Source organism: Desertivirga arenae, from assembly GCF_017355785.1.
Taxonomy (GTDB): domain Bacteria; phylum Bacteroidota; class Bacteroidia; order Sphingobacteriales; family Sphingobacteriaceae; genus Desertivirga; species Desertivirga arenae.
In genome coordinates, this window is sequence record NZ_JAFEWE010000001.1 from 642,792 (window position 1) to 666,100 (window position 23,309).

Consider the following 23,309-nt stretch of genomic DNA (forward strand, 5'->3'; position numbering starts at 1 on the left):
ACAAAAACTCTGCGGAGGTTCCGGACTAAATTTAAGTAGAACGACGTATTAACTGGCTGGCCTGTCTTTAAACTGGCCGAAGGATTACTCTTTTATTTATTATTTAATTTGGAACACTATGCAAAGCAGATATCTCTACTCATTACGTCTGCTATTAGCAGGCTGTGACTTGATATTAATTAACGTAGCATTTCTGGCTGCTTTCTTTTTCGGAAATCATCTGGACAAAGCGCTACACTTCGATCAATATCGTTCATATCTAATTAACATTAATATTCTTTGGGCACTTAGCTCAAACATGCTTACCCTTTACGCAAAGACTACGGTTACAAGCGTTGAAAAAGTTTATCGTGCTACCTGGAAAGCCTTTTTTGCTCACCTGGTATTTTGGTCACTGTACCTGTTCTTTTCAAAAGATCAAAACATATCCCGTGCATTCCTTGGATTGTTCTACGGATTTTTCTTCAGCGGCCTGTTTGTAAGCCGTTTCTTTCTGGCCCTTGTTGAAAATGTGCTGATAAAGCACTTCAAGATCAGAAAACAGGTAGCGGTTATGGGAAAAAATAAAACCAGCTTAAGACTGGCAGCTTTTTTCGAAAAGAATAACCATTACGACTTTGAAGGCTTCCTGGATCAGGACGACTATATGTTTGTTGACGATCAGGGAGAATTGTTACCTGCTGCTTGCGCTCAAATAAAGAAAGCCGCAGATAAGGGAATTAAAGAAGTCTATGTTTCTTTAACGGCTGATAAGATGTCTGAAGCTGGTAGTTTGCTACAGGAAGCTGAGAGGCAATGTGTACGCTTAAAGTTCGTTCCTGATTTCAGTCAATCTCTAGCATCTCCTTTCTCCATCAATTATATGGGTGAATTCCCTGTGATCAGCATGAGAAAAGAGCCATTAGAAGAGATGCATAACCGTTTCAGAAAACGTCTGGTAGACATTTTATTCAGTTCAGCGGTGATCATCTTTATAATGAGCTGGCTATATCCGATCCTGGCGATTATTATAAAGATCCAAAGTCCCGGACCTGTACTTTTCAAGCAATTAAGAAGCGGACGTAATAACGAAATGTTTTGGTGCTATAAATTCCGTAGCATGAAAATGAATAAGGACAGTGACGCCAAGCAAGCTACAAAGAATGATGACAGGGTTACGGCTATCGGAAAGTTCTTGCGGAAGAGCAGTCTTGATGAATTCCCTCAGTTCTTTAATGTGTTATTGGGTGATATGACTATTGTAGGCCCTCGTCCACACATGTTGAAACATACAGAGCAGTACCGTGCTATCATCGATAAATACATGGTAAGGCACTATCTTAAACCAGGTATTACCGGTTGGGCACAGGTTAATGGATTTAGAGGTGAGACCTCCAACCTGGAGCAAATGGAAAAACGGGTTGAGCACGACATCTGGTACCTTGAGAATTGGTCAGCCATGCTTGATGTTAAGATAGTATTCTTAACGATCTTCAATATGTTGAAAGGTGAGAAAGAAGCTTATTAAAAGTTCTCGTCATCATTTTCTACAGGCTCGGCAACAAGTACAGTATACGCCATATAGGCCAGACTTAACAACAGAGCGAATAGTAGCCACATTAATACAGGTGATGATATAACGTACATCATAATCAGTTTTAATAAAGTATACGCCTCGGCGAACTTCAGGTTACAACTATTCGAAATTAGAACATTCAACTGTTCAGTTATAAAATAGCTTTGGTTTGTCAATTGAATTTGATTTTGTAATATTAAAAATTAAAACACAGAATATCAACACATTACAACCCGGCTACTGATTTTTACAATATATGCAATATAGAGAAAGAAGCTAAACTACAATCTTAATATTGCTCAGATAATATTTCTATTTTCTCAACAGAAAACCTTCTTTATTTTCCAAGGGTAAGGTAAATAGAAAAAGGGAGTCCTTTTAATTAAGGCTCCCTTTGTTTATTTACGGACTCTCAACCTACTTCTTTACAATGAACTTAGAGGAAACAAGTACTGCTTCTGTGGCGCTATCCCTAACCTCTATTACATAGACACCTTCCGACAGATCAGTAATATTCTCCTGAACCTGAGTAGAAGAAGTAAACTTAGTTGATTTCAATTTCTTACCGTTCAGGTCATATATTGCAAGACTAACAGCTTTTGCCGAAGGTAATTTCACCTTAACTACATCTGATGCCGGATTAGGAAACACATTAACATTTACCTCGTTCGACAGCGAATAATCCAAGGAAATCACATTACTAAAATCGGTCCGTCCATCTGCATCTACAGATTTTAATCGATAGTAATTCTGACTTAAAACCGGAGACTCATCGATCACAGAATAAGTTGATTTACCAAGATCACTAACTTCTTTGATCTTTGCAAAGCTCACACCGTCTGATGAACGCTCCACTTCATACCTCACTACGTTATCTTCTGATTTAACATTCCAGATAACCTTCGCTCCGCTAGCAACCTTTTCTGCTTTGAATGTAGAAAGCGCCACAGGTAAGGTAGTGGCTTGACTAAACCATAAGCTCATGCGGTTATTACCATAAGTAGCAGCAATAGCCGGATCTATAGCGAACTCGTAAGAAGGATTAGCTTTTACATCAACTGTTGCATTAGTATAAGCATCTTTCAAATAAACATTATATCCCTGAACTGCTGAAAGGTCAGTGAAGTTTAGCTTTACTGATCCTGCAGTAGCAGAGTATACATACAACTTCATTGAAGAAACTTGATTGAGGGACGGCATTGCATTTATTGTCAATCTGGTATCCTCAGATGATAAAGTGGCTAAAGAAATACTGCTTCCACCAGGAAATGTAGCATCTTCTGTGGTTACGCCTGCACTTTCACCGTCAACAAACAAAGCAACCGTCTCTTCCGTGTTCCAGGCATCTTGAAGATTCATTCGCAATAGCTTTCGTGCTACAGAGGCAGAAACCTGAGCTGGATTTGAGGAAGAAGTCGCAGATATTTTAGCGCCATTTAATAATAGTTTATCCTGTTGAGGATTATACAAAAGGCGTGCAATAGATGTTGATTCAACTGACTTTGAAGCCTCAGTGAAGGTAATAGAAGAGTTAGCTCCTGTTGCATATACGTAAAACCCTTGTCCAGGAGGAATGATTCGAAGGTCAACATTATTAGAGTTGATGGATATATAAGACCCTCCTGAAAGCTTATACATTGCAAATCCACCTCCCGGTTTTATAAAACGAATATAATTAGCAATATTGGTCTTGGTTAACTTCTCCCAGTCAATATAAGCAGGATAAGGATTACCAACAAGATTTAAACCACTGACATTTGGCTCTCCCGGATTAACTGTGTAGGTTAAGTTTACCGTATAACTACCCTGATTGATAGGTCCGTTCCATTGCATTAATGTGGTTTCCGGAACAGAAAAGGGTGCATTAGTTTTTGCGGACGTTGCAGGATTTGTAAATCCTGATCTATCTCCTCTATAATACATAATCACAGCATTAGCAGGAGAAAGAGATTCGGTAATGCTTGCGATGTTAGTATAGGAAGTTGTTGCCGTTCCCGGTTCATAGTATTTTTGAAGAGTAATTGCATCTGTGGCCTTTGCTCCTCCCATATCAAAACCTTTAACAGTATTCCCCGGACCAGTAATTATTACATAGTCCTTTAGCTGTGCATAAGTACCTTTAGGTGAAGTAGCATCGTTAACAGGAGCAGAAACCAGTCTGTTACCTCTCATCGTAGAATTTCCACCAGTGAAATAAGTCTGCACTTTCACATTTCCCGTTACTGAAGCACCGCTAGGTATAGTGGCCACATTAGCGTTAGTTGTATTTGTAGCAAGTAATGTTAAGTTGTTATTCGCGTTTAATGTAGTACTGGCTCCCATGGTTAAAAGCTTAGAAATAGTAGAGGGAGAATTTACTGTCTTTGTACCACCACCCTGAGCCGTTAAGTTATAAAAAGCTGTTGCACCAGTGATGCCCTGTGCTCCGGCCCCATTAAGAACAACCGTTGTACCATCATTACTAAAAGCAGAGGTTGCCTCATTTACCCAGTTTCCGGTTAAAATAAACTTACCACCCTCGGTACTATTCTTAATTAAACCGTTAGCTTTATTCGTGTAGTGACCGGTTGTACCATCTATGTAAATATTGGAGCCCGAACTAATGACGATATTTGCACCATCGTTCCTTAACCCCTGAGCGAATCCTATCCCGGGAGCAAAAAGAGCAAAAAGTAATTTATAATGCCTAAACATATTGAAAGCGTATATTTAAATTTAAAGAGATTTTTCCCTGGCTTTTAATGCCCATTTTTCAAGGACATTCATTAATTCTTCCAACCTTACAGGCTTGCTGGCATAATCATCCATCCCTGCTCTCAAACACTCATCTTTATCGCCTTGTAAAGTATTGGCTGTCATCGCAATGATCACCGGCTGGGTACTTAAACATACCCGTATCATTCTTGTGGCTTCCAGACCGTCCATTTCCGGCATCTGTACATCCATCAGTATTACATCATAGTCCTTATGACTCACTATGTCTAATACTTCTTTACCATTCGATGCCAGGTGCGGCTCATAGCCCAGCTTATTAAGCACCCTGGTTACCACCTTCTGGTTCATCGCATCATCCTCAGCCACTAAAATACGAAGAGGATATTGCTTCGCGAAATCTGTCGATAGCTTTTGCTTATTCTTATCCAGTGCAGCACCTTTCTGCTTTACCCCAGAGATAATCGTCTCAGCAAAAAGCTGTTGCTTGAATGGCTTAGATATCGAAGCATAGAACAAGCCCTGATTCTTCCTTAAAACATCTTCTGCACCTGTACTCATCAGGATCACCGGTAGGTCTGCATTGATTCTTCTCACCTCCTGCGCAAATTCAACTCCAGACATACTGCTGAACTTAGAGTCAGAAAGGATAAGGTCGAACTTAGCCCCCTGTTTTAAAAGCTCAAGAGCCTGTCGCGCCGACTTAATAGCCTCCGTGCTTAGGCCTGTACCCAGATCTGTTATCTCTTCCGAAATCAGGTCGCAAGCAACCGAATTTTCATCAACCACCAGCACTTTCTTATTTTCAAATACCGGTTTATCTTCCTCAGAAAGGGGTTTTGTTGCCTGGGCACTTCTTCTTGTCAAGACCGTAAATTTGAAGGTAATACCTTCATTTTCCCTGCTAAATACCTGTATATTTCCTCCCATCAGGGATACCAGCTTCTTACAGATGATCAAACCCACATCAGTTGCGGTACTAGCGTCAACAGACGTATTAGATGGAAGTAATTCGTAAGAGAGGTTCTTCAATTTATTAGGAGACAAGCCGGGACTAGAGTCCTTTACTTCAAACTCAAGCTTTATCTGATTGTCTTCGTTAGTCTCTAACAAGTGTACACCAATAGCGATCTGGCCCTTCTTGATCATACTGAACGAGAACTCAATAATGTTCATCATGATCTGGCCAAGCCGCAGGTTATCCCCCACAATCTGCAGTGGCACATTTTTGTCGATTTTATAGAGAAGGTCAACGTCTGTTTGTGCTGATTTAGCAGCAAATATGTCAAGCACTTCTTCAATGTTATTTCTTAAGTCGAAATCCCTGAGTTCCAAATCTCTGCCAGATTCAACTTTTGAGTACTCCAGGATGTCGTTCATGAGGATGTCGTTGATCTGCGACATCAATTTCTCCCCGGAATAATGGATAGTCGAAACATACTCCTGCTGCTCCTGACTCAAGGCTGTCTCGTTAAGAAGGCTGGCCATACCAATGATCGTGTTCATTGGAGTACGGATATCGTGACTGATCCGGGTTAACAGCTGACTTTTATTCCTTGACGCATCTTCTGCTTCTTCCCTGGCACGCTGTTCGCTTAATTTAGAATACGATAAAAGCTCTGTTTTTTCCAGCAGGTGACGCTCCATCTCCGCCTTTTGATGCAACAGGGCATTTACCTTAGCACGATGAATAAAGTAGGCAATAGCTAAAATGAAAAGAACAATAACGGCTTGCAACCACAAAGGCTGTTTCGATATTGCCAGAATGCCATTTAAAAATATGCTTTGTAAATTACTCGTACTCATTATTCCCCCTTTTTACTAGCCTGCTAAATCCTCTCTTTTAACCTTCGTGATTTCTCCACAAGGTCCATCTGCAGGTTCTCTGTGCGATAAGCATAAATTACGCTGGCAGCGGTAGAAAGGTTACCTAAAACTGCAGTTCTAAAACCTTCAGCCTCACCACGATTCTTAAAACCAGTGATCCTTACCTTATAAAGCCCGTTTTCTATAAAAACACTTGCTTGTTTACCGTAACTTCCAGGAAGGTTTCCTATAAGCTTCTCAGCTTCAATTAAGTCTGAAAAACTTCCTGCAATAAGCGCAAAAAGGCTATTAGCAGGATCCTTCACCACGGTAGGCCTTACCTTTAATGCCGGGCCTTCTGTTGAAGCAATCATTGTTCGCACAAGGGCAGGGGCAGGTTTTTCTACCAAATTATTTTTATCTTTTTCTACTACTGCCTCTGCATTACCTATATCAGGATCTGAACCAGCTTTTTTCTTCTTATGCTTCTTCCCTTCCCATTCATAATTAAGACCGATCAGAAAGTATCTGTCGGAAGATTGCGGATTATAGGCGTATATGGGTAAGCTCCAGTTTTTGAAAGAGAATTGTAGCATGACACCTTTCTCAAGTAAACTTTTCTCATAAGTTGTTTTAGTATGTTGCGCCGAAACACCAACAGCAATATTGTCCGTCAGATCTAAAGAAAGATCTGACCAGCTATAAAGAAAGTTATTCTCTTTACCAGCTGTTGATAAGGTATATTGAGGCTGATGTGATAGATTCAAACGCTTGTAATTAACATATAAGTTAGCTCCAATCGAAGCACCCTTGTAAAAACCAAAAACTGCTCCTGCAATAGGTGTAAAAGAAACTGAGAGAGCCGAACTAGTTTCAAAAGTCTTACCAATATATAAGGAGCCTGTATTTATATCCTCGTAATTATACCGTCCCTCCAGATATAAGTTATTATTGAACTCGTAACTAACAATTGGAGCATACGTTCCTGGACTCCCCTTGTAATAGTAATAGTACTGCTGGAAACTCGCCGAAGGTTGAGCTTGACTTTTATTAAGCCACAACCCGAAGGTTATCAACAGCAACCGAAGAAGTTGACGTGCTATGAGAGGTACTTCTCTTTTCATTTTCTATTACAATTGATTCTGCTGTTGCTAGCTTATTCAGGAGACAGATATCTTTCAAATGGGGATTCCAATGAAAGATCAATTCATCAATAGGGTGCCATAACAGAACCCAGGCAAATACATCTAAACTATTGATCAAACCAGAATGAAGATTATGCTCTTCATCCAGAACAAGAGGCAGGAATCCCTGGTAGATAAGAACAACAAGGATCCCTACAGCAAGTACCGTCCAGTTACGTTTTTTAAACTTGGCGAACTCCTTTTCTTTTTCCGCATGTTTTTCAGAAAAATGCCTGCGGATCGCGTACATCAACGGCTCGGCATACTGCTTATCCATATCAGATACACATTTCAGCTTATAGAAAATCGCATCATACCTTTTAGCACCAGACACAGAAGCCATAATGTACTGCTCAAACTGATGACTTAACTGTCTTTTATAAATCGGAGCAGGGTCATGCTTGTTGAAATAGCTATCTACGACCTGCTTATCCAGGCTCATAAATACATTTACGCTTTTTGATGTTATCTGTTTACTCATAAGGTTTTAGTCACCCAGGTTGAATTAGATGGTACGATTTACTTTCCTTTTAGTTACAATTATTTTTTTTCAAGAGCAGTCACCTTTTGTTTTAACTCTTCGATCTGTTTTTGTTGCTCTTTAATTGCGTTGATAAGAACGGGAACAAGCTCAGTGTAATTAACTCCCAGCATTTCTTTACTCTCATTACCTACCACAATTTCTGGGATTATCTTTCTTGCCTCCTGGGCGATTAAACCTATTTGCTTATCTTGGCTTTGCTTAGCATCTTTCCAATAATAGGTAACGGGCTGCAGGGCCATTAATTCCTTTAATCCATAGTTTAGCCCCTTTATATATTTTTTCAACCGTCTATCGGAACTATAAGTAACGTTTGTAGCTTTAATATTTCCATTAACTTCTAGTTTTACGCCACTAGTTACTGTGGTTGTACCGATTCCAACTTCCCCTGTAGACAAAATCCTCATCCTTTCTGCACCGCTCGCGTCTTCATCACTAGCGCTTCCAGAGTTAGTAAAAAATATAAGAGGTTGGTTTGTTGCAGCATTACCAATATACATTTTGGCACCGTTAGCATATATATAAGCGGTATTTGCATCATTTAGAAGAGCATTATTTCCGCTCGCATAACTTCCGCTATTAATACCCATATCGATATATGATACCTTTTCGGTTCCATTGTTAGCCGTAGCAACTATATCCGTACTAGCCTTATTCCCACTACTGTTATTTTGGACATTGAACTGCAAGTAACTATTTCGGCTTCCTTCTAAATTCATGATTGAAGGATACCCACCATTGGTTGCAATTGACCCGGCATTAATATTAACAAAAGCGCTATCCGTTATTGTTGTACCAATACCTACACGTCCATTCTCTTTTATTCTTATCCTCTCGCTTGATGTCGATGATGCCGCGCCTGTCGTAAAAAGCAGTAAGTCTTCACCAGCCGTTCCATTCCCTACTGACAAATCGCCTCCCGTACTATAAAGGTAAGCGGTATTTGGACCACCTAAAACTCCTGTGCTTGTATTCCCAGTTGAATTAATCCCCATGTCTATGAAATTAGCACTTTCCGTTGCTGTATTATTAGAGGCTACAACATCTGAACTCGCCGCAACTCCAGCCGATCTGTTTTGGACGTTCAATTGCAGATATCCATCCTTCGTTCCTTTAGCTGAAATTAAATTAAAAGAGTTAGTTGTTCCTGCATCTACTAAGAACTTTTCGGGATTACCTGATGTAAAAGTTGGACTTGATCCAATAGCAACATTCCCCCCACCTTGGATTTGCATCCGCAAGGTATTATTAGTCCTAAATCTAAGCGGTTGATTATTTGTTGAACCAACAAAATTTCCTGCAGTAGAGTTCGAATCTAAGTTGGAGTTTCCTATCAAATTCCAAGCACTACTAGTTGAAGCTAATATAGAACCAGATGGGATACCCTTGATTACCCCCTCCTTGATTGTTAGAACACTATCAGTGTTAGTACCGCCCTGTATGCCATGTAGAGCTAAAGGATTAGTGCCATTAATAGACAGCCTATTAACAGGGGTAGTGGTACCAAGACCTAAATTTCCTGTTGAAGTTGTACCTGAGCCAAATTGAGCTATTGGTACCCATTTGAAGCCATCCCAATAGTAATACCCTTTTCCTAAAGCTGCATTTTTGTTATAAATTAACAGCGATTCAGCGGGAGAGCCAATGGTGGCGACGTCTGTTAAACTTAGCAAATTTACATTAGGTATCAATACTCCCTTATTACTAAAATTCACATCTAACCCTGCAGAAGCTGCAGGCGCAGCACCAGTACTATTTATACCAACATTTTGAGAAAAACTCGCAAAAGAAGCACCTAAAAAACAGGTCAAAAGGATGCCTTTTAATCTCGAGTAGAATTGTTTCATTATAAAGCGTATTTAGAATTTCGTTCCCAGTTATACGAAAGCATGGATTAAGAGTTGCAACAAATTTTATTTTTCGTACAATAAACTTCATTTCAAGCCGTTTCGCTGCTCATTTCGTTAAACTTTCCCGCCAAAAATTATTGATATGGCAGACCTTTTGATCTATACCATTCCTTAACATTCGCTTAATTTAAACTAAACACACTTATGAAATATCTGAAACTATTTGTACTGCTCTTATTCGCCACAACCGCAAGTGCTCAAAAAACTGATACCCTTGTGAAGAAGCTGGACAGTTTGGAGAAAAAGGCCGATAAAGTAGGCCAGAACAACAATATTAACCCAGGAGCCTATAACGAAAGGACTCAAATAACGCCGCGCTCCTACTTCATTCTCCTATGGAGTGATTTGAAACAACAGTACACCGCTCCCTTCCGCATGACGGGACAGGATTGGAAAAGAGCAGGAACATTCTCATTACTTGCCGGAGCGCTGGCCTTTGCGGATAAGCCTGTGCAGAAACAGGCAATAAAATTTAAGCGTAGCAGTAATACCGCCTCAAACATTAGCAGCTTCATTACTAATACCGGGGGAATTTATGAAAGTGTGGCACTACTGGGATTTGGCACCTACGGTTTTCTATTCAAAAACCAGAAAATGCAAACCACTACCTTCCTTGCTAGTCAGGCCTATCTAACCAGCGCAGCAGTCAGCTATACAGCAAAGTACCTTTCGGGAAGGCAGCGCCCATCCGTTTACAGCAGTGACCAGGTTACTGCAGATCCAACTTTTAGAGGTCCGTTTGCTGATCTGGGTAAAGACAAGAACGGAAAAAAACAAAACAGCTCCTTCCCATCCGGTCATACCACCGTTGCCTTCGCAGCAGCAACAGTGTACGCCATGGAGTATCGTGATAAGCCCTGGGTTCCTATTTTATCTTATAGTGCAGCATCGCTAATCGGATTAAGCAGGTTGACAGAAAACAGGCATTGGGCAACAGACGTGCTGGTAGGGGCTGCCCTCGGGCATTTATCCGGAAGACAGGTCGTAAATAACTATCACAGGTACCAAAAGATAAAATCTGCCCCATCCCCTTCGGTGAAAGAAAACTACAAGAAAAAAAGATTATCCTTTGGTGCGAACTATGTTGACGGTCAAGTACTCGGAAGTATAAGGTGGTCAGCTCAGTAATTAAGATCTGTCAAAGACGCAGAGAAGCTGCCCGGACGGGTAAAAACATCTCTGCGTCTTCTAAATTTATGTATCTCTTTATTGGCAATAAATAGAATCCTGAGACCAAACTTTAACTAAAATCTTCTCCCTATTAATACATTCGGGAACGTTCCTTCTTCGGAAAATCCAACTATCCCACGAATGATAAATTTATTAAAGGGCGTAAGATAGATCCCGCCTCCAACACCCTGATGCCATTTCGAAGAAGTATCATTCTCCCTCATCCAAACTCTTCCCACATCATAAAATCCCATTAAGCCAATCTTACCCGGCAAAAAGTACTTTAAGAAATTAGGGAGGTTTATGCGGGTTTCAAGATTATTGTATAAACTATGATCACCGGCAAATCTAAATCTGGTATATCCGAAAAGATTGTCGTGTGATCCGAGAAAGGCTGTTTGATTAAATGTCTCCTCACCTTGCGTAAACATTCCTCCAATCCGGTTAGCAAGGACAAAAGTTTTTTTCTTATCAAATGGAAGGTAAACAGAGAATTCAGGAATCACCTGCGCAAATTGTTTGGAATATTGTTTTACCCCCTCATAACCCTGCACTCTGACATGAAAGTTTACACCCTTTTGGGCCAGAACAGCATTATCACGAGTATCAAATTCTATTTCAGCAAAGGCACCTATATGGGCTTTACCTTTGGTAAACTCTTCTGCATTTGCAAAAGGTGAATTTGCCAGCCCTACAAAACGATCCCTGTTATCACTGTTCTTCAAATTCGTGTACTGCATGGAAGGCCCTAAGTTAAGCCTGAGGTTCTTACTGAAATTAAACCGGAAAAAGGGTTCGACGCGGTATAAACTAAAGGACACACGATTATATTTTCTAAAATCAGAATCCTTATCAAACGGCGTCTCATTTCCATAGCCAAAAAAGAAGAATCGGTTATTTGGAATATCAGCGCTGGCATTGATAACAAAATCGGTGGTTCCTGAAATTCCCTTCCACTCCCCGGTATACCGGGCTAGCATTGTTTTAGTAAATAAACTATGCAGCAGCGATACCTTTTGTTGATTTCCATAAGGTAACCTTCTAAATCCTTCTCCCTGCGATTTGAAAGACAAGCCCAACAAGATCCCATCATTTGAGCGGTAGCCTACCGCCGGACCAAAACCAGCTTTCGTATAAAGATTTGTCCAGGCCTTGGCTCTGTTTAAAGAATCAGACCGCAGATGCTTCCTTAAACTTCCCGCCTCTCCTAAAAACTTATCGTTCTTTCCGTCTTCATAGACTCGGATCTTATTCCCGGCGGCAATGGTGTTATAGGTTTTCTCTCCCTTGTCTCCAACAATCCTCAATGAAATATTCGACCCGGGCGAGTTAATCTCCACACTATCGCTACCCTTTCCTGTATAGATCCTTATCTCCTTCGTATAGGAGGCATCGTAGGTGTTATCGAAGATCACGGCATCGCTACCCTTTTTTCGCACAGTAAGTTTAATTCCCTGATTGTTTGCACTGCTGATCTTCAACAGCTCATCACTGTCAGACAGCCTAACATCCACTATTTTGTACAGGAAGCGATAATATTCATCCATTGCCTTCGTCAAACTATCCCTCCTTCCCTTAAGCTTTGAAAATAGGATATCTTTTCTTAGCGTTCTTGCACTTTCAGGAAGTTTATTCAGAGCATCATTCAGTACAGCATCTGGCAACAGGGCTACAAAAGCCTTCGTTTGTTCCATCCATTCCTCATAAGTAAACTGATTAAGGAATTGCTGATTGAAACTAGCTCCATTAAAGAAAAATGCAGGAGGATCTTTTATTTCAGAGCTAAACCCCTTTAAAAAAGAAAGGAATGCAGTGGACGAAGCAGCTTTCGGCAACCGGCCTTCGTTCACAAAGAACACCTGATCACGGTCCCGGGGAATTGGGAGATAAACAACAGCGCCATCATCCTTTTTCTGTGGCAACCAACGCCATTGATCCTGATGCCTGTCCCAGTCGGCCATCAATATATCAAGAAGCCGTGCTCTGAAAAACGTTGCAGTATCTAAACTGTACTTGTTATCCTTTTCCAGATTCTCTAGCATCTTCTTGGTATTATCAGATTCACCGTAGGGATTGCGCTCTTCCAAAAGGCATACCTGCCCCGCAAATTCCTTTTCGAACTGCCCCAAAGCCTTGTCTGGAGCAACCAAACCAATGATCGGGTTAGCATGGGGAACCTTAACAGCATCAGCAAGCGTAGCTACTACTAATGCAGAGTAAGGGTGCTGGGCAGAAAAATTATCCCTCAACCAGTCCTCATACATACTACCCTTAAGCATTTCGGGAGCAAATCCATTAACAAATTTATTTACCGTCCTTAACACCCATTCATTTCCGGCAGAATCTTTTAAGCGTAGCGAAATAGATTGATGACCTCCACCTTTCTCATCAGCTTTTAGTCCCCCGCCAAACTGCGAAACGCGGATTAGCGGCAGTTTGGTTTCTGCTGCCCATTCTTTTCGATAATTCTCCCCAAAGTTCTTGCGGCGATTCTTCGAAACTTTATCGTAACCAGGATTTACCCTAACTAACGCACTGTCAGCAGAACTACTCTGCGCCAGGGCCATGGTCCAGGGTAAGATCGATAAGAGTAAAAAAAGTATCTTTTTATCCATATGTTAATTGTGCGGGAATAACAGTTGGAGATTCTATAAGTTTTGCATCCTTATCATTGTCAGCCCCGGAAGGATTAATTTCCCTGCCATATTTAGTCCTTCCAAAGACACGGAGGCCAGCAATAGTCCCAATCATGTTGCCCCTATCACCAGGCCTCCGCAAGAACTTTCTACCTACTCCGCTACCTTTTGCTGCTCCGGAGCTTCATTCCAACCTGCAACCTCAGCATCCTGAGAGCCGGAATCAGAAGCAGCACTTCCACCATTGAGATAAGATTCAAGGGCGTCAAGAGCACTTTCCCAGCCTTCATAATGCGGTTTAGATGCTTCTTCACTTTCAAAACCTTGTTGCTTCACTCTTAACACACTTCCGGAACCCTGATCATTGAACTCGACGTCAAGTTGATAATCATTCTCAGTCGATGTTTCCTCCGGAAGTTCCCATTTCCAGGAATACACTAATTTTTTTCCCGGAACCACTTCAGAATATTCTCCTCCCACCGTGTAGGTCTCATTATTGTCAGTACGTGTGAAGGTGTATTGCACTACCCCCTCCGATTTCAGATCGTTCTGCAAATCCGTCAACTCGCTATTCAAAGGCTTCCACCATTGCTTTAAAGCCTCAAATTCTGTCCAGGCATTATAAACCTGTTCAGCCGGCACCTTAAACTCCCGCGTCACCTCAAGTGACAATTCATTATTCGTTCCCATAGATTTTGTTTTGGGGATTTAACATAAGCTTAGATAGATTGTTAAACGAATTTTGAATTATGACAAAAACCTTTCTATTAAGCATTTACCTAAAAAGAGCGGGTTTGCCGTTAAGATGCTTACTTTTGCTTCCTTTAATTCAAGTATTGTGTGGGCAGAAAAATTTAAGCTTAGTAAACAATTAGTAAGATCAGTAACGGAAGCCGGTTTCCTTTACCCGACGGAAGTTCAGCAAAGAACCTTATCCCGCATTCTTGGCGGACAAGATATTATAGCAATCGCACCGGAAGGTGCCGGCAAAACCTCCATTTACATCATTGGAATACTTTCCAGGTTAAAATATGGATTTGAAGAAGCTCCCAGAGCTCTTATCCTTGTTCCTGATAAAGACCGGGTATTACAGGTGATGGAACAAATTGACCTCCTGAATAAAAACAAAACTATACGAATAGTTGGCCTTTATGCAGGTCCCTCCATTGAAACTCAGGTAGAAGAAGTAACAGACGGAGTGGACATTATCGTGGCTACCCCTGATAGGGCGAGAGCCGTATACCTGAAACTGGGACTGAATGTAAATAAAATTCAGACAATGGTAGTAGATGATGCAGAGCTGATCGTAAAACAGGGACTGCAACTACCTGTGGTAGAATTAGCAAATAGTATTGGTAACTGTCAACACCTGATCTTTTCAGAAGTCTTTCATGAAAAGCTGGAAAAGATGATAGATCCTTTTATGAGGGATCCCGCTTTTATTGAAGTAGACGAACTCAGCGAGAACAGCACGGAGACACTTGATCAAATCCTTTATCATGTGCCAAACTTCAAGACCAAACAAAACCTCCTTCAACTATTGCTGGAAGACGAAGAAGTATTCACGAAGGCAATTGTATTTGTAAACACTCGCCTGTCTGCCGAGAAGGTCTATCAAAGTCTGCATAAAAAGGTAAAACAACAAACGGCTGTACTTAATCCAATCAGTTTTGAAAGTACCGGATTCTCAGACGTAGAAGAATTCGAAGCTAGCGAAGACCACCGGATTTTGATCGTAGCCGATGAGTTAAAAGCAGAAATTCCGGTAGAACTTTTCCCTTTCATAATACATGTTGAACTACCGCAGGAAAAGGAGGTTTACATTTCAAGGGTTATTAAACCGGAAGATTCAGAACAAGACACCATGGCGATCACCTTTACTACCGACCTTGAATTAGGAACAGTCCGGAAAATTGAGCAAGCCATTGGCAAGAAAATAGAAACAAGTCCCCTGCCGGACGATCTCTTAATAGTACAAAACTTTGATTCAAATAAAGGAAAATCAAAGACTAAACTGCAACCCACACAGGAGCCAAGAGGTGAAGCTTTCCATGAAAAGAAAGCTAGTAATGCCAAAGACTATAATCTTGGAGCGGGTGTAAAAGCTAAAATGACCAAAAAGAAAAAGCATTAATTGCTTTAAACACATATTAAGGCCAGAACGGAAACGTTCTGGCCTTTTTTATTAACCCCCAACAGCCTAAAAGCTATCCACTTTCCTTAGCTACCTCAATTTTCCCCCGAGATTTATTTCCTTCCTGGCAGCCAACCCTCCTTAAAAAACCCTCGTAATCCCTTATATAAAATCAACCCTACATAATCCTTAAAAAATGAAAACTTCAACTTTACTAACCATCCTCAGCTTAAGCCTATGTCTGTTCTTCAACTCTTCCTGTAAAAAGGACGACAAAAGCTCGCCGAAGCTTATTCAACTGGCAACAAGCGAAACCTTGGGACAGCACCTTGTCGACAAAGACGGGAGAGCTCTATATTATTTTTCGAACGACTACAACGGGCTTAACAACTGTCAGGGGAATTGCGCTTCCGTATGGCCAGTATTCAGTCTCGAAAACTTAACAATGGAAGACTTGGGTGATGGATTAAATCTTAGCGACTTTGGTACGATTACCACCGCCGACAATAAGAACCAGATCACTTATAAATCCTGGCCCCTTTACTACTATGCTCCAAGTGTTAACGGCACAAATATCCCCGAAGGAAGCGGCACCACTACGGGCGAGGGCGTAAATAATATCTGGTACGTAGCTAAGCCTGATTACACGATCATGTTGGTAAATGCCCAGCTAACCGGAGCCAACGGCAGTAATTATAAGTCGGACTATACGGTAGGCACAGGTAAAACAGTTTATTTTAGTGACGCAAAAGGCTTAACTCTTTATACCTTTAAAAACGACCGGTACAATAAGAATACCTTCACCAATTCCTCCTTCTCCAACGACCCGGTATGGCCTATTTATCAAACAGACAAGATCATTGTACCATCAACGTTAGATAAATCGCTATTTGGTTCTATAGACGTGTTTGGGAAGAAACAGCTTACCTATAAAGGCTGGCCATTATATTATTTTGGACAAGATGCCGGCTTAAGAGGATCTAACAAAGGGGTTAGCTTTCCACAAGTTGGTGTATGGCCTGTTGCCGTAAAAGATGCTACAGTGGCTCCGGCAGTCCAATAGGGCTGCGTTTTTTTTACCTGTTATCAGCAAGGGGACTGATAGCAGGTTTATTACCCCGATCAAACTTTTCTTAAGCCGCTTATTTTTACCTTCGCATTTTCAATTCTCTAAATGCAGTCAAGAATAACCGCAATAAGCGCTTACACTCCCGGAAGGATTGTTCCTAATTCTTATTTCGAAACCATTGTTGATACTTCAGATGAATGGATACAAACGCGTACAGGGGTTATTGAAAGACGTTTTACTGCGGAAGATGAATACACCACCCATCTTTGCTTTAAAGCGCTGAGGAATTTACTTCAGGATAATCCCGAAATTTCGGTCAGCGATGTAGATTTCATTATTGTTGCCACCTCGACACCAGATCATTCTGTACCTAGTGTAGCCAGTCAAGTCCAGAATGAATTTAATATACCGGGCTGTGGAACACTGGACGTAGCATCTGCCTGTGCTGGCTTTGTCTACGGACTGATCCTTGCTAAAGGGCTTATTGCAGCAGGAACGCACAAGAAGATCCTCGTATTTGGAGCAGAAAACCTTTCCCGTTTCACCGACTTCAGCAACAGGAACCTTTGTATCTTATTTGGGGATGCAGCTGGGCTTGCTTTGGTAGAACAATCAGCCGAAAACAAGATCTTCGATAGTCTTAGCGGAACAGACGGAAGTATGGGAAAAGAGCTTTACCGCTCCTCATTGTCTACTTTAATAAATAATGTCCCTGTTATTGCCGACGCCCGAACGCATCAGAACGGAAGGTTAGTTTTTAAATGGGTAGTTCAAACTATCAGCGAGAATCTGATTAAGCTTGCAGATAAGAACGGTTTAAACCTTGCCGCTATCGACTGGATCATCCTTCACAGTGCCAACCTCCGCATCCTGGAAGCCATTTCAAAAAACATTGGGTACCCCCTTGAGCGAATGCCGCAAAGCATTAAATATTTTGGCAATACCTCTTCTGCATCTATTCCCCTGGCCTGGAACATTGCTTTAATGGATGGTCGAATAAAAAAGGGTGATAAAATTTTGCTGATGGGCTTTGGAGGAGGAATGACTTTTGCAGGCTTGATGGTAGAATGGTAAGCCTGGATTGGTTTAAGGCATAAGGAAAGCACTGATCCCTATGCCCTAAAACTAGCTTATTTCGCTTCTGTATATTTTTTAAAGCTGTCCAATATCGCCTGCCAGCCTGCTTTTTGCATTTCAAGAGAATTAGTGGTCTCCGGATCAAAAGTTTCCACTACCTGAGTACTATCTCCCTGATCTTCAAATTCAATTCGAACCTTTCTGCCATCATCCATCGTGTACTCAATCAGTTTATTTTCCTCAACATTAGTATATTCTCCGCCAAAATCAAAACTGAAACTTCCATCCTTTGCCGCCATAGTTGTTCTGAACTTACCTCCGGTACGCAGATCGTTTTCAGCAAAAGGAGCATGCCAATCATCAGAAGCCTGACACCATTGGGTAATATCCTCAGGACTGTTCCAGCTCTTCCATACTTGTTCTACCGGTGCATTCACTTGTGCCTGAACAGTAATACTTGTGTTGCTTAACGTTTCCATTTTTATATTTTCTATAGTAGTTTCGAAATAGGTGTTCATTCATTGAACAATACAAACGTAGTACTTACTTCCCTTGAAGGCGCTGTACGAAAACGGCAATTACGCGGGCAATTTACGACAAGCTTCTTATCAGGCATTTAGTGAAACATAAAGCTCGCTCTGCGTTAACCATTCCCCCCGCACTTTCTTCCACATAGCTGAGTAATTGCCGTAATACTTCTCATTCTTATAGTTCCATTTTCCCTTCTCCCAGGCCATATTGCCGCTTTCATTGATAACGATCTCATCGGGTAACCTCTCGAATACCGGGCTACTCTGCTTAAACATATGCTTCCACTCCGACAAGACCTTACCCTTACCCTTTGAAAGACTTCCGTCACCTGCAATCTGAATAAAATCAGCCATCCAGAACCTGGCCACTCCATCGGCATCTTTTTTTGCTATCGCCGCATTCGAATGCATCCGGTATTCCCGGATCAATTGCACATCGTTTTCTTTATCGAAAATAGAATAACCAGAATTAGTAATCATACTGCAATTTGCACAATAGCAATTTACTCTGCAAGGCAATCTTCAGCTTCTACGTTCTTTGCTAATCAACTCAGCTGTAACTCCTATGTTTTAATTATCGGCAGAAACTATACATACTTAAACATTTCATAATAATTGCTTTACCTCAATCTTATAGCTTAGCTGATTGTTAAGATTAAAACAGCACACATAACTTCCTTCTGATAATACACGGCATGCAAATTAACGTAAGTTCAGAGATCGGCACCCTTCGCTCTTTAATTATCCATAGCCCCGATAGCGGCATTGGCAAAGTAGCACCTTCTAAAGCCCAGGACTGGCTGTTCGAAGATATACTTCACCTGGAGACTGTAAGAAAAAAGGAGTACGACCACTACGTTAAACTATTGCTTTACTTTTTGGATCCGGATAAAATTAAAGGCAGCTTGTCTGGTATCGATGCGGAATCTTCCCAGCGGGATTTCTATAAGCCCTGCAAACCGGAATTTCATAATTCCAACCGGGTGATCGAGATAGAGAAGTTACTGGCAGACATCCTTCATGATTCAGATATCTGTAAAAAGCTTACTGCCTCTGTTTGTGCTATTGAAGGCTGCAGTTACAGGCTTCAGCTAGAATTGATTAAATCTAAGCCGGCAGAACTCGCTAAGGTTTTTATTTCCGGTTCTATGGACGACGGCAATATGATCTTTGCCCCTATTCCTAACTTCATTTTCACAAGAGATATTGGTATTACCATCAATAATTCCATCCTGCTTAGTAAACCTGCTAAAAAAGCACGTTCGCGGGAAGCATTGCTGGCCCGTTACATTTTCTTCAATCATCCTTATTTCGAAAACTACCGGGAAAACATCCTGGAGATTCCTGATACTTTAAAATACTTTCTCAGGCCTGGGGAAGAACCCGGCGAAAAGACTACCATCGAGGGCGGCGACGTGATGGTGGTAAGCAAGAATCATGTTTTAATTGGTTGCAGTGAAAGAACTTCAGCAAGCGGTGCCAGCGAAGCAATTAAACTACTATTTGACAATGATGTAGTCGACAAGGTTACAGTGGTTAAAATACCGCATAAAAGAGATTTTATGCACATCGACACCGTCTTCACCCAGGTGAAACGAAATGTATGGGTAGTGCTTGGCTCGATCTCATCGCAGGAACAACATAAGGGTGCTGAAGCAGTAGACTATTTATCGGAAAAGCGAAACAAGGAAAAGCCTGAGATCATTCAGTTCAGCAAAGATAACATGGAAAAGCCTGTTACTTTCAGATGTATTGAGGACCTTCTAAACGATATCAGTCAAAACGATTTAAACAGCGATGAAGAAACCAAATTCATCTACTCGGGAGGAAAGCAGTTCCCCTACGATGTGCGTGAACAGTGGACAGACTCTTGCAACCTTCTGGCTTTGAAAGAAGGTGTTGTGGTAGGCTACGACCGTAATGATCACACCATTCAGGCCTTTAGAGAGATAGGCTTCAAAGCTATTGAAGTGACAGAGCTTTTAGAAAAACTGGAAAAAGAAGAACTGAAGCCTGAAGAGATTGAGAATACTTTTATTATGATCCCAAGTGCCGAGCTTTCCAGAGCCCGGGGAGGTTTTCATTGCATGAGCATGCCTTTGTTTAGAGAGGACCTTTAGATTTATTTAAACGACAATGGAAAAGCAAAGCACCTCCTCTATATTAATGGTTCGCCCCCGTCGCTTTGGCTTTAATGATCAGACAGCTGTCAGCAATTTCTTTGTGAACAAAGCCACTAAATACCAGGAGGTACACCAAAAAGCCTTGAGAGAGTTTGATCAACTAGCTGAAGTTTTAGAAAGGCACGGGATTAAGGTCTCAATATTCGAGGCAATGAACGAGCCATACTCGCCAGATTCGATATTCCCTAACAACTGGATATCCACACACGAAGATGGCAGCACGTTTCTTTATCCCATGGAAGCCCCGAACAGGCGTATGGAACGACGCGAAGACATATTGGCGACCCTAAGTCAATACTACCAGGTGAAGGAGATTATAGACCTGACGCATTTCGAGCGGCAAAACCAGTTCCTTGAAGGAACGGGGAGCATGATCTTAGATCGAAGGAATAAAATTGCGTATGCTTGCTTAAGCAGCAGAACCTCAAAATCTGCTCTTTCAGAGTTTTGCCGGATATCTGGTTATAGAGCGGTTACATTTAACGCAGTAGATAAGAACAATAGAGCAATCTATCATTCAAACGTTATGATGTCGGTAGGATCTGATTTCAGTTTAGTATGTACAGAATCGATAAGGGACAGTGAAGAAATTGATTCACTTAATAAATCGCTGCAACAAACAGAAAAACAGATCATCCCAATCACCCTGGAGCAGGTGAACCACTTTGCTGGAAATATTCTCGAAATACGTTCAAATAAAGGGGAACCGATGATTATAATGTCAGAACAAGCATTTAAATCACTACGGCCTGAACAGATAAAAAGACTAGAGCGGTTTGGCGACCTTCTCTTTTCGCCTCTCTACACAATCGAAGCTGTCGGAGGAGGAAGTGCAAGATGCATGATAGCCGAGATATTCCTGCCTATATTATCCGATAATTAATCTGCTTTACGCTGCACGTAAAGTTGTTGCTCGTACATGCATTCCTGGTGTCCTTAAAATCCTTTCAAATTCCAAACCTATACTTAGATCCAACCAGTCAGGATTTACATCCCGGATAACCCTTTCCTTTTGAGCGCGGGTATATTTACTTAAAATATCAAAACGCTGGATAGCCGACTCCTCGTTATTTAATTCTTCAAAGTACACTAAACGCGTAAGCTGTTGAGCACTGTCAAAAAACAGATTAGGCATCTGCCTGTAAAAATCAACAGTTTTTAAAAGATCTGAACTCATTCCAACATGCAAAGAATTCCTGTTTCTGTCGGTTACAATAAATACATACCTTTTCATATTCTTATTTATTTAGTTTTTGAAAAAAAATTACTAATTTTATTGGCATAAAAATACTAACAATTTTAGTAATTGCAAATTTATTTTTCACATGAGTAATATTTCTTCCAACCTCAAATACCTCCGTAAGAAAAAAGGCCTTACGCAACAGCAATTCGCAGATTTAATGGAGATTAAGCGATCTCTCGTAGGCGCTTACGAAGAGGAACGGGCGGAGCCAAAATACGAATTGCTAAAAAAATTCGCAGAGTATTACGAATTGAGTATGGATGAGATTGTTAACGAAAAGATCAATGACAAGTGGAAACCGAAGCTAAAAGCTGAATCTAACAGTCCCAGAATACTTAGCATTACGGTAGATAAGGAGGACAGGGAGAATATAGAACTGGTACCGGTGAAAGCAAGTGCAGGTTACCTGAATGGCTATGCAGATCCTGAATTCATTAGCGAGCTACCTAAATTCCATCTTCCAATGCTGAAACAAGGTACTTATCGCGCTTTCGAAATAAAAGGAGATTCGATGCTTCCCCTGCAACCTGGTAGTATAATAGTAGGAGAATATGTAGAGAATTGGAATGATGTAAAAACAGGTGAAACTTATGTATTTATAACTAATAGCGAAGGTGTCGTTTATAAGAGAGCAGGCAACAAGCTAAAAGAGAACAAGCCTATTAAACTTATTTCAGATAATCCGGTATACGAACCTTATACTGTAGACTCACAGGATGTCCTTGAAGTATGGAAAGCAAAGGCCTATATATCTACTGTATTCCCAGAACCAGTTCAGGAACCAACGATGGAAAGCCTGACGTCTATGATGGCACAAATGCAAAAGTCTATTGCTCAACTAAAAACAGGCAACAACTAATTTACAAATGGTGATTAAACCTTTTCTTATTTTGCTGTCTATAAGTCTAAAACACTAAGAAATTATATGAAAAAAGCATTTTTAGCACTAGCATTAGTGGCAGCAAGTTTCTCTTTCAGCTATGCTCAGCAAGGAGGAGGTTTTCAACAACGTACACCTGAAGAAAGAGCTAAACAAGGAACTGAAAGGATCTCAGAAAAAGTTAAATTAACTGCTGACCAAAAAACTAAGGTGGAAGCGATTCTTTTAGCTCAGTCTAAATCTGTGGATAGCTTAAGAAATGCTGTTGGACAAGGAGGCGACCGTCAGCAAATGTTCCAAAAAATGCAACCTATCCGTGAACAGTCAGACAAAAAGATTACTGCCTTATTAACAGAAGAGCAGAAGAAAGCCTACGCTGCCTATCAGGAAGAAAATAGAAACAGAATGGGTCAGGGCCGCCGAGGAGGACAAGGTGGTCAAGGCGGACAAGGCGGGCAAAAATAATTTCAGATAATATTAAAAGCGGCACTGGCCGCTTTTTTTATTTATACGTAGAAAAATTCTTCTTCAGTGACAGCATTTCTTCTGATTATTAACTAATATGTCAACTTTTGCGGGGGTGAATCTCTTGCTACCCCTGATTCCGCTCTTATTAGCTCTATAATTTTCTCTCACGTCTTGTTCCCGGTATCTTTAACACTTTTAAAAATATTCTATA

Annotated in this window: 21 protein-coding genes; 9 read left to right on the plus strand and 12 right to left on the minus strand. The window is 41.0% G+C overall.

The genetic code is table 11. From position 1 onward, the window contains the following. The first annotated feature begins 118 nt into the window (after window positions 1-118). Window positions 119-1,507 carry an undecaprenyl-phosphate glucose phosphotransferase gene (locus tag J4N24_RS02585; RefSeq protein WP_207532068.1) on the plus strand — a complete coding sequence of 463 codons (1,389 nt, stop codon included), beginning with the start codon at window positions 119-121 and terminating at the stop codon, window positions 1,505-1,507. Here the strand turns inward: J4N24_RS02585 and J4N24_RS25660 are convergent. The 6 genes from J4N24_RS25660 to J4N24_RS02610 form a co-directional block, all read right to left on the minus strand. After that, a complete protein-coding gene (locus tag J4N24_RS25660; RefSeq protein ID WP_256439338.1) occupies window positions 1,504-1,629 on the minus strand; it encodes a hypothetical protein in 126 nt (41 codons plus the stop codon). The genes J4N24_RS02585 and J4N24_RS25660 overlap by 4 nt on opposite strands. Before the next feature lie 343 nt (window positions 1,630-1,972). Then, window positions 1,973-4,249, minus strand: a complete 2,277-nt coding sequence (locus J4N24_RS02590; RefSeq protein ID WP_207532069.1) for a T9SS type A sorting domain-containing protein — start codon at window positions 4,247-4,249, stop codon at window positions 1,973-1,975. 21 nt (window positions 4,250-4,270) lie between these two features. Then, a complete protein-coding gene (locus tag J4N24_RS02595) occupies window positions 4,271-6,073 on the minus strand; it encodes a response regulator (protein WP_207532070.1) in 1,803 nt (600 codons plus the stop codon). 23 nt (window positions 6,074-6,096) lie between these two features. Next, entirely contained in the window at window positions 6,097-7,197 is a 1,101-nt protein-coding gene (locus J4N24_RS02600) for an SPOR domain-containing protein (protein WP_207532071.1), read from the minus strand. Beyond that, window positions 7,124-7,738: a hypothetical protein gene (locus J4N24_RS02605; protein WP_207532072.1), complete on the minus strand. Its 615-nt coding sequence runs from the start codon at window positions 7,736-7,738 to the stop codon at window positions 7,124-7,126. The genes J4N24_RS02600 and J4N24_RS02605 overlap by 74 nt, the downstream gene beginning before the upstream one ends. Window positions 7,739-7,797: 59 nt before the next feature. Then, window positions 7,798-9,645 (minus strand): tail fiber domain-containing protein, encoded by a 1,848-nt coding sequence (locus J4N24_RS02610; RefSeq protein ID WP_207532073.1) that lies wholly within the window; start codon window positions 9,643-9,645, stop codon window positions 7,798-7,800. A gap of 207 nt (window positions 9,646-9,852) precedes the next feature. Between J4N24_RS02610 and J4N24_RS02615 the strand changes: the two genes are divergently transcribed. After that, window positions 9,853-10,836, plus strand: a complete 984-nt coding sequence (locus tag J4N24_RS02615) for a phosphatase PAP2 family protein (protein WP_207532074.1) — start codon at window positions 9,853-9,855, stop codon at window positions 10,834-10,836. A 116-nt stretch (window positions 10,837-10,952) separates the two neighbouring features. Here J4N24_RS02615 and J4N24_RS02620 read toward each other — a convergent pair whose 3' ends face one another. The 3 genes from J4N24_RS02620 to J4N24_RS02630 are packed head-to-tail and all read right to left on the minus strand — an operon-like array spanning window position 10,953 to window position 14,204. Further along, complete coding sequence (locus tag J4N24_RS02620; RefSeq protein WP_207532075.1) at window positions 10,953-13,493, minus strand: BamA/TamA family outer membrane protein; 2,541 nt, start codon at window positions 13,491-13,493, stop codon at window positions 10,953-10,955. After that, complete coding sequence (locus J4N24_RS02625; RefSeq protein WP_207532076.1) at window positions 13,486-13,629, minus strand: hypothetical protein; 144 nt, start codon at window positions 13,627-13,629, stop codon at window positions 13,486-13,488. The genes J4N24_RS02620 and J4N24_RS02625 overlap by 8 nt, the downstream gene beginning before the upstream one ends. Before the next feature lie 38 nt (window positions 13,630-13,667). Beyond that, the gene (locus J4N24_RS02630) at window positions 13,668-14,204 is read right to left on the minus strand and encodes an SRPBCC family protein (protein ID WP_207532077.1); all 537 of its coding nucleotides are present in this window, start codon (window positions 14,202-14,204) and stop codon (window positions 13,668-13,670) included. A gap of 52 nt (window positions 14,205-14,256) precedes the next feature. Here J4N24_RS02630 and J4N24_RS02635 point away from each other — a divergent pair, with 52 nt between their 5' ends. The 3 genes from J4N24_RS02635 to J4N24_RS02645 all read left to right on the plus strand — a co-directional run bounded on the left by J4N24_RS02635 (window position 14,257) and on the right by J4N24_RS02645 (window position 17,791). Further along, a complete protein-coding gene (locus J4N24_RS02635) occupies window positions 14,257-15,648 on the plus strand; it encodes a DEAD/DEAH box helicase (protein ID WP_242691476.1) in 1,392 nt (463 codons plus the stop codon). 196 nt (window positions 15,649-15,844) lie between these two features. Next, entirely contained in the window at window positions 15,845-16,711 is an 867-nt protein-coding gene (locus J4N24_RS02640) for a COG4315 family predicted lipoprotein (protein WP_207532078.1), read from the plus strand. Between the two features lie 111 nt (window positions 16,712-16,822). Beyond that, window positions 16,823-17,791, plus strand: coding sequence for a ketoacyl-ACP synthase III (locus J4N24_RS02645; protein ID WP_207532079.1), 969 nt, complete (start codon window positions 16,823-16,825; stop codon window positions 17,789-17,791). Window positions 17,792-17,847: 56 nt separating this feature from the next. On the opposite strand, the gene J4N24_RS02650 is transcribed toward J4N24_RS02645, so the two are convergent. Together J4N24_RS02650 and J4N24_RS02655 are read right to left on the minus strand one after the other, a co-directional pair. Beyond that, window positions 17,848-18,273 (minus strand): SRPBCC family protein, encoded by a 426-nt coding sequence (locus tag J4N24_RS02650; protein ID WP_207532080.1) that lies wholly within the window; start codon window positions 18,271-18,273, stop codon window positions 17,848-17,850. A gap of 129 nt (window positions 18,274-18,402) precedes the next feature. Then, complete coding sequence (locus tag J4N24_RS02655; RefSeq protein WP_207532081.1) at window positions 18,403-18,804, minus strand: YybH family protein; 402 nt, start codon at window positions 18,802-18,804, stop codon at window positions 18,403-18,405. Between the two features lie 215 nt (window positions 18,805-19,019). On the opposite strand from J4N24_RS02655, the gene J4N24_RS02660 reads away from it, so the two are divergent. Beyond that, complete coding sequence (locus J4N24_RS02660; RefSeq protein ID WP_207532082.1) at window positions 19,020-20,444, plus strand: arginine deiminase family protein; 1,425 nt, start codon at window positions 19,020-19,022, stop codon at window positions 20,442-20,444. A gap of 16 nt (window positions 20,445-20,460) precedes the next feature. Beyond that, complete coding sequence (gene ctlX, locus J4N24_RS02665; RefSeq protein WP_207532083.1) at window positions 20,461-21,390, plus strand: citrulline utilization hydrolase CtlX; 930 nt, start codon at window positions 20,461-20,463, stop codon at window positions 21,388-21,390. A 6-nt stretch (window positions 21,391-21,396) separates the two neighbouring features. On the opposite strand, the gene J4N24_RS02670 is transcribed toward ctlX, so the two are convergent. After that, the gene (locus tag J4N24_RS02670; RefSeq protein ID WP_207532084.1) at window positions 21,397-21,741 is read right to left on the minus strand and encodes a GIY-YIG nuclease family protein; all 345 of its coding nucleotides are present in this window, start codon (window positions 21,739-21,741) and stop codon (window positions 21,397-21,399) included. A 91-nt stretch (window positions 21,742-21,832) separates the two neighbouring features. On the opposite strand from J4N24_RS02670, the gene J4N24_RS02675 reads away from it, so the two are divergent. Together J4N24_RS02675 and J4N24_RS02680 are read left to right on the plus strand one after the other, a co-directional pair. Next, window positions 21,833-22,609 (plus strand): XRE family transcriptional regulator, encoded by a 777-nt coding sequence (locus tag J4N24_RS02675; RefSeq protein WP_207532085.1) that lies wholly within the window; start codon window positions 21,833-21,835, stop codon window positions 22,607-22,609. A gap of 66 nt (window positions 22,610-22,675) precedes the next feature. Next, the gene (locus J4N24_RS02680) at window positions 22,676-23,095 is read left to right on the plus strand and encodes a DUF4890 domain-containing protein (protein WP_207532086.1); all 420 of its coding nucleotides are present in this window, start codon (window positions 22,676-22,678) and stop codon (window positions 23,093-23,095) included. Window positions 23,096-23,309: the final 214 nt, after the last annotated feature.

What these genes read in the sequence shown, in the direction of transcription:
- J4N24_RS02585 (WP_207532068.1), top strand. Translation starts at nt 119, where the DNA reads ATGCAAAGCAGATATCTCTACTCATTACGTCTGCTATTAGCAGGCTGT.
- J4N24_RS25660 (WP_256439338.1), bottom strand. Translation starts at nt 1,629, where the DNA reads ATGATGTACGTTATATCATCACCTGTATTAATGTGGCTACTATTCGCT.
- J4N24_RS02590 (WP_207532069.1), bottom strand. Translation starts at nt 4,249, where the DNA reads ATGTTTAGGCATTATAAATTACTTTTTGCTCTTTTTGCTCCCGGGATA.
- J4N24_RS02595 (WP_207532070.1), bottom strand. Translation starts at nt 6,073, where the DNA reads ATGAGTACGAGTAATTTACAAAGCATATTTTTAAATGGCATTCTGGCA.
- J4N24_RS02600 (WP_207532071.1), bottom strand. Translation starts at nt 7,197, where the DNA reads ATGAAAAGAGAAGTACCTCTCATAGCACGTCAACTTCTTCGGTTGCTG.
- J4N24_RS02605 (WP_207532072.1), bottom strand. Translation starts at nt 7,738, where the DNA reads ATGAGTAAACAGATAACATCAAAAAGCGTAAATGTATTTATGAGCCTG.
- J4N24_RS02610 (WP_207532073.1), bottom strand. Translation starts at nt 9,645, where the DNA reads ATGAAACAATTCTACTCGAGATTAAAAGGCATCCTTTTGACCTGTTTT.
- J4N24_RS02615 (WP_207532074.1), top strand. Translation starts at nt 9,853, where the DNA reads ATGAAATATCTGAAACTATTTGTACTGCTCTTATTCGCCACAACCGCA.
- J4N24_RS02620 (WP_207532075.1), bottom strand. Translation starts at nt 13,493, where the DNA reads ATGGATAAAAAGATACTTTTTTTACTCTTATCGATCTTACCCTGGACC.
- J4N24_RS02625 (WP_207532076.1), bottom strand. Translation starts at nt 13,629, where the DNA reads ATGATTGGGACTATTGCTGGCCTCCGTGTCTTTGGAAGGACTAAATAT.
- J4N24_RS02630 (WP_207532077.1), bottom strand. Translation starts at nt 14,204, where the DNA reads ATGGGAACGAATAATGAATTGTCACTTGAGGTGACGCGGGAGTTTAAG.
- J4N24_RS02640 (WP_207532078.1), top strand. Translation starts at nt 15,845, where the DNA reads ATGAAAACTTCAACTTTACTAACCATCCTCAGCTTAAGCCTATGTCTG.
- J4N24_RS02645 (WP_207532079.1), top strand. Translation starts at nt 16,823, where the DNA reads ATGCAGTCAAGAATAACCGCAATAAGCGCTTACACTCCCGGAAGGATT.
- J4N24_RS02650 (WP_207532080.1), bottom strand. Translation starts at nt 18,273, where the DNA reads ATGGAAACGTTAAGCAACACAAGTATTACTGTTCAGGCACAAGTGAAT.
- J4N24_RS02655 (WP_207532081.1), bottom strand. Translation starts at nt 18,804, where the DNA reads ATGATTACTAATTCTGGTTATTCTATTTTCGATAAAGAAAACGATGTG.
- J4N24_RS02660 (WP_207532082.1), top strand. Translation starts at nt 19,020, where the DNA reads ATGCAAATTAACGTAAGTTCAGAGATCGGCACCCTTCGCTCTTTAATT.
- ctlX (WP_207532083.1), top strand. Translation starts at nt 20,461, where the DNA reads ATGGAAAAGCAAAGCACCTCCTCTATATTAATGGTTCGCCCCCGTCGC.
- J4N24_RS02670 (WP_207532084.1), bottom strand. Translation starts at nt 21,741, where the DNA reads ATGAAAAGGTATGTATTTATTGTAACCGACAGAAACAGGAATTCTTTG.
- J4N24_RS02675 (WP_207532085.1), top strand. Translation starts at nt 21,833, where the DNA reads ATGAGTAATATTTCTTCCAACCTCAAATACCTCCGTAAGAAAAAAGGC.
- J4N24_RS02680 (WP_207532086.1), top strand. Translation starts at nt 22,676, where the DNA reads ATGAAAAAAGCATTTTTAGCACTAGCATTAGTGGCAGCAAGTTTCTCT.